This is a genomic window from Rubellimicrobium aerolatum (genome assembly GCF_017872975.1).
GTDB classification, from domain to species: Bacteria; Pseudomonadota; Alphaproteobacteria; order Rhodobacterales; family Rhodobacteraceae; genus Rubellimicrobium; species Rubellimicrobium aerolatum.
This window is the reverse complement of record NZ_JAGGJP010000024.1, coordinates 20,738-29,121: the sequence shown is the minus strand read 5'-3', so window position 1 is coordinate 29,121 and position 8,384 is coordinate 20,738. Positions and strand designations below refer to the sequence as shown.

Below are 8,384 nucleotides of genomic sequence, written 5' to 3'. Positions count from 1 at the left end.
GAAGTGCGACGGCTCCACGCCGAGGAGCGGCTCAGCCCCACGGCCATCGCCAAGCGGATGGGGATCGCACGCTCGAGCGTGTACAGGTTCCTGCCAGACGTTGATCCGGCTGGTTCATGAGGAAGGCTTCGGCAGGACGGGGCTGGGCACGACCGAGGTCCGAAGCCTTAACGGTTTGCTCCAGCTCTTCAGGCTCGAAAAGCGCGGTGCTTGAACCAAACTATGACCGAATGCTGGGGATAGATGACCAACCCTGTCCCCAGCTCGGATCCTCACGAAGACACAGTACGGTCAGGCCGAACGGGCCATGGCCATTTGCCCATCAACCTCTTCCGCCGGGGCAACGGCTGGGGGGCTCTCCAACTGATCAGCGACTGTTTCCCAGGAGCCGGCGAAGGAGCCATAAGCTGTCTTGATGACGACGCCGACCGGTAGCTCGGGGCATTCGTTCTCGCCATTGGTTCCCCAGTTCACCCACCCCGACTGGCGCCGCTGGACGATCTGGAATGCCCCCGAGGGCTCGGAGGTGTACCAGACCATGGCACGACCCGACTCCTCATGGAATTCCACGGTCTTGCTGGCAGGACCGGGAAAGATGGTTTCATGTGGCGTGGCCGAGACATCGACCGGCTTGTCGGTCAGGATCCAGCGCCGCTCCGTGAGATCGGCCTTGACGTGAGCCGCCGCTCGCACCCGCGCCAGGCGCTCCCGGATCTCGTCGTCGCTCAGGACCTTCTCCCAAGCGCAAAAAAGGCGCCAGTAGAGGTCCCAGTGAGCCGACTCGATGTGCGCGAGCTCCCTCCGGAACTCCTCGAACTTGGGGCTGCGGCTCGCTGAGTTCTCCACCGTCTCAGCTACCATGGCCACAAGTTCCCCGGCGTAGGGGTCGCCCGCCCGATAGCGCGTGCCGCCATACGCCGCGAAGCGGTCAAAGACGAGCTGGCCTTGGCCGCCCTCGAACTCGTCGCCGACCGTGATCTTGTTGTCGATCGAGCGACCGTTGATCACGGTCCGGAAAGGATCGACTTGGTAGCGGCGCTGGAAGTACGGCGTGCCGTAGGTGAAGCGCCAGTCGATCGCGAAGCGCTTGCCCTTGAGCTCCTCCAGAAGGCCGTCCGGTATGAGGCCATGCATGCGGTAGTGGTGGAGCACCGGCCCTTTCTCCAGGACCTCGATCGTGACCTTGGTGTGCTCGGGGGGGTTGATGAGGCCGTTTTCGGGCGTGAAGAACGGACCATAGAAGCCGCCAATGGCGTTGTTGCCCGAGGGGAGCAGCTCAAATCCGTCGACGGTGGACCGGAAGTGCCGGATGCCCCACTTCGAGGAGCCGAGCCCCTGGGCCGTGCCGGAGCAGAGCTCGAGGTCGAAAGCGCCGGTATCGAGGCGCGCGAAGCAGTCGGCCTCCCGCCCTTCCAGCTCCTCGATGCCCGGCAGAGCGGTCGCCTCATCGGGGTCGCACGGTGCCTCCAGCGTCAAGCGGAGAGAGCCTTGGAAGCTGGGTGTCGCGATGAAGGCAGTGCGATCCCCGGTGCTGCCTTCGGACAAACGTTGGCACAGGATGCGCTCGCCCGCATCGCTGCGCGCCCACCACAGCGCTCCCTCGAGGACTTTGGGCACCACGAAGGTGATCGGCTCGCGGGCTCTCGGAGCATCGATGGCATCCGTGATGATGAAGGTTCGCGTCATGGGTTCAGTACTCAGCGTGGGGAGACCGGCGACCGCTCCTGGGCCGCCACGGTCTGGGGGAAGAGGCAGGTTCAGGCGCCGCGACGAGCGGACTTCGCGCCCGGCCGGAACAGCATTGGGCGGGTCTTCAGGCTGTCGATCGCGACAGCCAGGATGATCACGACGCCCTTGATGAGGAGCTGTGTGAAGAACGGAACGTTCATGAGGATCAGGCCGGTGCTGAGCACGCCCAGAATGACGGAGCCGATCAGCGTCCCGATGATGCGCCCACGCCCACCGGCCAGGCTGGTCCCGCCCAGCACCACGGCGGCGATGGCGTCGAGCTCGTAGCCGGTTCCCGCGGTCGGCTGCGCCGAGATCACGCGGGCTGCGAAGATGACCCCGGCGAGCCCGGCGCAGGCCCCCGCGATGATGTAGACGGAAGTCGTGATCCGATTGACCCGAACGCCCGCAAGCCGCGCGGCCTGCGCGTTGCCTCCCACGGCATAGACATGCCGGCCGTAGTGGGTGCGCTCCAGAATGAACCAGGCCACAAGGTAGACCACCGCCATGAGCAGGACGGGGACCGGGATCCCCAGGAGGTAGCCGTTGCCCAGATCCTTGAAGCTCAGGTCGCTGGCCACGATCGGCTGCCCTTCCGTGATCGTGTAGGCAAGGCCTCTCAGGAAGGTCATCGTGCCCAAGGTCACGATGAAGGGTGCCAGAGCCAGGTAGGCGGTCAGAGCCCCGTTCACCAACCCGCAGGCTGCGCCCACCACCATGCCGAGGAGAACGGCAAGAGGCGCAGGCACCCCGGCGATCGCGGCCACGACCGCGACCACGCCGGACGCGGCCACGATGGATCCGACCGAAAGATCGATCCCGCCCGTGAGGATCACGAAGGTCAGTCCGGCGGCCAGGATCGCGTTGATGGAGATCGAACGGGCGATGTTGAGAAGGTTGTCGACCCGGTTGAAGTTGGGGGCGATCGCCGACATCAGGGCCACAAGGGCGACCAGGACGATCAGAATCCCGACGCGGTCCCACCATTTCGCGAAGTCGAACCCCTCCTTGTCCAAGGCAAGGGGGGTGACGGTTGGGTCTTGGGTGTTCATGAGGCAACTCCCATGGGCGTCGGCGCGGTTCGCGACCGGGCGCCGGTGGCGTGAAGCATGACTTCCTCTTCGGTGGCGGCTCGGGACGGCATGTCCTGCACGATCCGGCCGGATCGCATGACCAGGAGGCGATCGCTGATGCCGATGGCTTCGGGCAGGTCGGAGGAGATGACGAGAATGGCTTTGCCGCTCCGGGCCAGCGCGTCGATGATCTCGTAGATCTCGCGCTTGGCGCCGATATCGACGCCGCGGGTCGGCTCATCGAGGATGATGATGTCGGAGTCTCGCAACAGCCAGCGGGCAAGGACCGCTTTCTGCTGGTTGCCGCCGGACAGGGCCTTCACGGGCAGGTCCACCGCGTTCGACCGCAGACGCATCCGCTTCATCTGCTCCAGGACAGAGGCGCGTGCTTTGGCACGCCGGACCACCCCACCATGGGTCAGCCTGTCCAGGGAGCTGATGGCGATGTTGTTCTCGACCGAGTGGTCCAGGAAAAGCCCTTGGACCTTTCGGTCCTCGGGAACCATGGCAATCCCGTCGCGGATGGCCTCCGCCGGGTCGGCCGGATCGCTCTCCCGTCCATGGATGCGGACGCTGCCGCCCCTGCGGCGATCGGCGCCGAAGATGAGCCGCGCGACCTCGGTCCGGCCGGAGCCGATCAGCCCGGCCATGCAGACCACCTCGCCCGACCGCAGTTCCAGATCGACGGGTCCCACGGCATCGCCCTCCAGGCCTTTGGCCTCTAGCACCACCGGCCCGGGCGAGCGGGGCTCGTGATGGTAGAGGTTGTCGATCGAGCGGCCGACCATCATGCTGACCACGTCGGAGGGACCGAGCTCGTCCTTCCGGCCGGTTCCGACGTAGGTGCCGTCGCGGAACACGGTGATACGGTCGGCAAGCTGCCAGACTTCTTCCATCCGGTGCGAGATGTAGATGAGGCCGACGCCGGCATGGCGCATCTGCTCGATGAGCCGGTAGAGTTCCTGAGCCTCGGCGCGGGACAGGGCCGCGGTCGGCTCATCCAGGACGAGAACCCGCGCATCTTCGCTGACCGCCCGGGCGATCTCGACCATCTGCTGCATGCCGATGCTGAGCGAGCCAAGAGGTCGGCGTGGGTCGATGTTCGAATGGATCCGGGCCAGCTTCTCCCGCGCATCCGCCAGCATCCGGTGCCGGTCGAGAAGACCGAAGCGGGTCCGCGGCTCGTGCCCGAGGGCCAGGTTCTCGGCCACCGTCATTTCCGGGACGGTGTTGAGCTCCTGGTGAATGATGGCGATGCCATGTGCGGAGGCGTCCCGGGGAGAGTGGATCTCGATCTCCCGACCGTCCAGGATGATGCGGCCAGCGTCGCGCTCCACGTTTCCGGCCAGGATCTTCATCAGCGTCGACTTGCCCGCGCCGTTCTCGCCCATGAGCGCGTGCACTTCGCCCGCCTTGAGATCGAAGCGCACGGCGTTCAGGGCCAGCGTCGCCCCATAGCGCTTGGTGACGCCCTCCAGTCTGAGAAGTGCCTCGGTCATGGCTCGCCTCCTGTGGGAGGGAGGACGGGCGCGCCGCCCGTCCTCGTGGTTTGCGGGATTACCAGCCGGCGTACTCGGCCACGCTCTCGCGGGTGACGAGCTCGCTGGGGATCAGGACCGTCGTCTCGGTCGGCGGGTTGCCGGCGATGATGTCTTGCGCGATCTGGACGGCCCGCTCGACCATGACGCCCGGGCTCTGGGTGGCGGTGCCAACGAAGGGCGAGCCCTCCCGCTTCAGCTCCTCCACAGCCTCGGGGCTCCCGTCCACGCCGGTGACGATGATCTGATCGGTCTTCCCGGCCTGCTCCACGGCCAGCACCGCGCCAAGAGCGGACGGGTCATTCATGCCGAAGATGCCGGTGACATCCGGATGGGCGGTGAGCATGTCGGTCGTGACCGCGAGGCCCGACGCACGGTCGTTCTTGGACGCCTGCTGCCCGACAATCTCGATGCCCGGATAGTTCGCGGCCACCTCCTTGCAGCCGGTGATGCGGTCGATGATGGTCTGGATCGGTGTCCCGTCGACCAGGAGAACCTGTCCTTCGCCCCCCATCTGCTCGAACAGGTACTCGCAGGAGACCCGGCCCGCCTGGACCGCGTCGGTCATCACCACCGCATCAGCCCCGACCGCGGGGGTGTCGACGGCGATGACGATGATGCTGGCCGCCTTGGCGCGCTCGATCGCCGGCGCGATCCCCGCCTCGTCGACGGCCGAAACCACGATAAGGTCCACGCCCTGCTGGATGAAGGCGTCGATCTGCGTGTGCTGGGCCGCCAGGTCGAGTTGGGCATCCTGGACGTTGACCGTGGCGCCGATCGCTTCGGCAGCGCGCTGAGCGCCTTTCTCCATCGCCGAGAAGAACGGGTTCGACATGTCCTGAACCATCAGGCCGATCTGCTCGATCTTCTCCGGCGTCGACTGCGCGACCGCCATTCCGGACGAGCAAGTCAGCGCCAGGGCGATCGTCGAGGCTGCGGTCGGCAGGCTCATGCGGGTGAACGTCATGTTGAGTCTCCTCCAGGTTGTCATGGAACCAGCTTCCTCCTCTTGAGCGCCCGCTGGCAGGCGTCACACTCGATCCGCAGGACCCTTCTTGGTCCTGTGGTTCGTCGTTGACCGCGAAGCTTTGCCTGACGCGACGAGGTCAGACGTGCGATCCAATGGGGGATGGCAGCCACAGGAGCGCCGCACCAAAAGGTCGACCGGCACCTGGCGCTGATGTCTGGGCAGATACTCCGGAGCGCCGGCTTCCCCGCGCTTCACCGCTCTGGATTGCTCCTCGATGATCTCGAGCAGCGTTTCGGCGGCAAGACCGCCGATCTCCTCGCTCCGCTCGTTGAGAACCGTCAGGGACGGCTCGATCAGGGGCGCCCAGGCGAACTCGTCGTACCCGACAACGCCCAGGTCGTCCGGGACACGCGTGCCTCTGGACCGAAGCAGGTTGAGGGCTCCCAGCAAGAGCGGGTTGTTCCCTGCAATGAGGACATCCGGCCAGGGCCCCGCTCGATCCAAGTAGGTCGCCAGCGTTGCCCGTGCCGCGGCGGCGTCGTTCTCGCTTTCCAGAACGGTGATCTCTGCCCCGTGCTGCCGGGCGGCGTCCCGGAGGCCCCGCTCGCGATCAAACCGCGTGGACCATCGCTCCGGGTAGACCAGGAACAGCCAGTTCTTGTAGCCGTGCTGGGCCAGATGTTCCCCGACGAGCAGGCTCGCGTTGTAATTGTCGGTCGTGACGCTCGGCAGGTGGGGAGCCTCGCGCGGCGGCGAGGAGTCGACGAACATGATGGGAAGATCCCACGAGGCGAGCAGCGCGAGGCTTTCGGGCTTCAGCGTCAGGGTCGAGATCACGCCGGCCATGCGGGACTCCAGCAATCGCTGGATGACGCGGTCCTCCAGGTCGGCGTCGTAGACGCCGTTGACCGCGATATCCATCAGGACGACGGTCACGTCCTTCTGCTGCATGGTCCGCTGGATGCCGGACATCAGGTCCAGGTAATAGGCATTCGAGGTGCCGGCGATGATCACCGCAACGGAGTCCCGGGGCGCGCCACGAAGGCCCTGAGCGGCTCGATTGGGAACATAGCCCAGCTCCCGGGCGACCTTCTCCACCTGTCTGCGGCTTTCCTCCGAAACGCCGGCCGCTCCGTTCAAGGCCCTCGAAACGGTAAAGGTCGACAGCCCGGTCGCCACGCTGATGTCGCGTATGGTGAGCTTTCGTTTGCTCACGGCTCCTCCTGACCTAAACGTTTAGGTCTCCCTAAAGCGATTCCTAAACGTTTAGGGTGGGGTGTGTCAATAAGGCTGGAGGAGGAGCATGCTAGGGTCAGGACTTCGGTAACGGGGCCGTCTGGGTCAACAGGTTTGTGACGCGCAGGTTAGTCCGGCCGCAGGCACTGTAGGCCGTTCAGGGGAATGCAGGCCCTGCCGTCACCGTCCGCGGAGCGGCAACCCTCTGGTCGAGATCCTCCCGGCGTCATGCTTCGGTCCGTGGTCAGCGCGGGGCTGCCAACATGATGCTGGTCCGATACGGCGTCCGATGTGCCCATCTCACAAGCGCGCTCGACCGGAGGTCGGCGGCAGTCCTGACCACGGCATCATCGGAACCGCGTCCCGGTGGGGACCTCGAGGGTCTGCGTTCAGGCAGGCGTCAACGGCTGTTCTCGATTTTTGCGACGGCGGTCAGCTCGCCATAGCCCCCGGAGGGGAGTCGAGCTGGAACATGGTATCATCCCTCCACATGCGGTGCAGGACGGAGCCGATGCGCCGAGCCAGGGCGACCATTCCGCGCTTTCGGCCTCGACGTTTCGCCACCTGCGCCGCCCAGCTTCTCAGCCAGGAGGCGCGGCCTCGGTCCATCATGACGGTGGCCGCCTGGCAGAGGGCTCGTTGGAGGTTCGCATCGCCCGCACGGGTGATTCCGCCGCTCACATCGCGCTCGCCCGACTGATTGCGCGAGGGCGTCAGGCCGACCCAGGGCCCGACCTTCCTGGACGAGGAGAACCGCGTCGGATCGTCGATGGCGGAGCGGAAGGTCAGGGCCACCACGGCTCCCACACCTGGCAAAGTCATGAGCCGACAGCAGACCGGATCCTCCTTCGCCAGCAGCCGGACCTTGCGCTCGAGCCCGGCCAACTCCTGGCGCAAACCCGCCCGTGCCCTGAGCATGGGATCCGTTGCGGCTTCGAGCATGGCATTGCCGCAGGCGAGTTCCTGCACGCGCTGTTCAAAGCGGCCGCGCGAGATCGCGCCCACCTTGAGCCCGAAGTTCCGCAGCAAACCACGTAGCGAGAGCTCCAGGGCGATCATGCCGTGCTGGATGGCCTTGCGAGCCCCAAGCAAGGCCCGCACCTCCTGGGCCGACACCGACTTGCAATGAACAGGCCTGAACCAGCCTAGGTGCGGCAGTCGGGCGATCCCTTCGGCATCGCGCCGATCCGTCTTGATTGGCATGGCCTTGAGAGCGCCCTTCACCTGGCGCGTCTCCATCAGGACAACCTCCAGCCCCGGCTCGGACAGGCGCCGGTGCAGCCATTGAGACAGCGGCCCGGCCTCCAGACCGATCGCGGCAATGGTCCCTTCCAACTCGCCCGCGAAGCGCACGATCGCCTCCGGCTCACTGGCGACCTCCACCTCCTTCACGATCCTGCCGTGCTCGTCGAGCACACATGCCGCGGTCTTGGACAGCGACACATCCAGTCCGACAAACAGCTTCATCCCGCATCCTCCTTCCTCCAGGTCCGATACGGGAACGGCGACAGCTTGCCTCTCAGCCGGCAAGTCGTAACAGGCAGTGCGCGACGCAGGCCCCGTTACAGCATCTCGCTACTGGAGCCAGAAGATGACGGTGGCGGCGAGGGCGATGGCGGACAGAAAGAGGCCGCCGCAGCGGGTGTAGCGCATGGCGATGCCCCTCCAGTCCTTCAGGCGGGCAAAGGCGTTCTCGCTTCGGCAGCGTTTTTTGTAGAGCTTGCGGTTATGGCTGGCAGGGCGCCGCCGTTTGCTGCGTGTCAATCGGCGCGGGATTGTGACCCTGGATCGGCGTCCAAAAGGGGCTCTGGCGCGATCTCGGTGCAGGTCAGCGCGGTA

Annotated in this window: 7 protein-coding genes and 1 pseudogene; 1 reads left to right on the top strand and 7 read right to left on the bottom strand. The window is 65.9% G+C overall.

The window, feature by feature from the left end; all coding sequences use genetic code 11:
- The first annotated feature begins 3 nt into the window (after positions 1 to 3).
- The gene (locus J2Z33_RS19010; protein WP_425342577.1) at positions 4 to 120 is read left to right on the top strand and encodes a helix-turn-helix domain-containing protein; all 117 of its coding nucleotides are present in this window, start codon (positions 4 to 6) and stop codon (positions 118 to 120) included.
- A 171-nt stretch (positions 121 to 291) separates the two neighbouring features.
- Here the strand turns inward: J2Z33_RS19010 and J2Z33_RS16700 are convergent, their stop codons facing one another.
- The 7 genes and pseudogenes from J2Z33_RS16700 to J2Z33_RS16670 form a co-directional block, all read right to left on the bottom strand.
- The gene (locus J2Z33_RS16700) at positions 292 to 1,686 is read right to left on the bottom strand and encodes a hypothetical protein (RefSeq protein ID WP_209843163.1); all 1,395 of its coding nucleotides are present in this window, start codon (positions 1,684 to 1,686) and stop codon (positions 292 to 294) included.
- Positions 1,687 to 1,757: 71 nt separating this feature from the next.
- Positions 1,758 to 2,780, bottom strand: coding sequence for an ABC transporter permease subunit (locus J2Z33_RS16695; RefSeq protein WP_209843162.1), 1,023 nt, complete (start codon positions 2,778 to 2,780; stop codon positions 1,758 to 1,760).
- Positions 2,777 to 4,300, bottom strand: coding sequence for a sugar ABC transporter ATP-binding protein (locus tag J2Z33_RS16690; RefSeq protein ID WP_209843161.1), 1,524 nt, complete (start codon positions 4,298 to 4,300; stop codon positions 2,777 to 2,779). The genes J2Z33_RS16695 and J2Z33_RS16690 overlap by 4 nt, the downstream gene beginning before the upstream one ends.
- Before the next feature lie 58 nt (positions 4,301 to 4,358).
- Complete coding sequence (locus J2Z33_RS16685; protein WP_209843160.1) at positions 4,359 to 5,306, bottom strand: ABC transporter substrate-binding protein; 948 nt, start codon at positions 5,304 to 5,306, stop codon at positions 4,359 to 4,361.
- A gap of 63 nt (positions 5,307 to 5,369) precedes the next feature.
- Complete coding sequence (locus J2Z33_RS16680) at positions 5,370 to 6,524, bottom strand: LacI family DNA-binding transcriptional regulator (RefSeq protein ID WP_209843159.1); 1,155 nt, start codon at positions 6,522 to 6,524, stop codon at positions 5,370 to 5,372.
- Positions 6,525 to 6,977: 453 nt separating this feature from the next.
- Positions 6,978 to 8,012: an IS110 family RNA-guided transposase gene (locus J2Z33_RS16675; protein ID WP_209843158.1), complete on the bottom strand. Its 1,035-nt coding sequence runs from the start codon at positions 8,010 to 8,012 to the stop codon at positions 6,978 to 6,980.
- Positions 8,013 to 8,120: 108 nt separating this feature from the next.
- A pseudogene (locus J2Z33_RS16670) lies at positions 8,121 to 8,384 on the bottom strand (transposase); the annotation flags it as partial.

Coding starts and splice junctions, on each gene's coding strand:
- J2Z33_RS16700 (WP_209843163.1), bottom strand. CDS start 1,686: ATGACGCGAACCTTCATCATCACGGATGCCATCGATGCTCCGAGAGCC.
- J2Z33_RS16695 (WP_209843162.1), bottom strand. CDS start 2,780: ATGAACACCCAAGACCCAACCGTCACCCCCCTTGCCTTGGACAAGGAG.
- J2Z33_RS16690 (WP_209843161.1), bottom strand. CDS start 4,300: ATGACCGAGGCACTTCTCAGACTGGAGGGCGTCACCAAGCGCTATGGG.
- J2Z33_RS16685 (WP_209843160.1), bottom strand. CDS start 5,306: ATGACGTTCACCCGCATGAGCCTGCCGACCGCAGCCTCGACGATCGCC.
- J2Z33_RS16675 (WP_209843158.1), bottom strand. CDS start 8,012: ATGAAGCTGTTTGTCGGACTGGATGTGTCGCTGTCCAAGACCGCGGCA.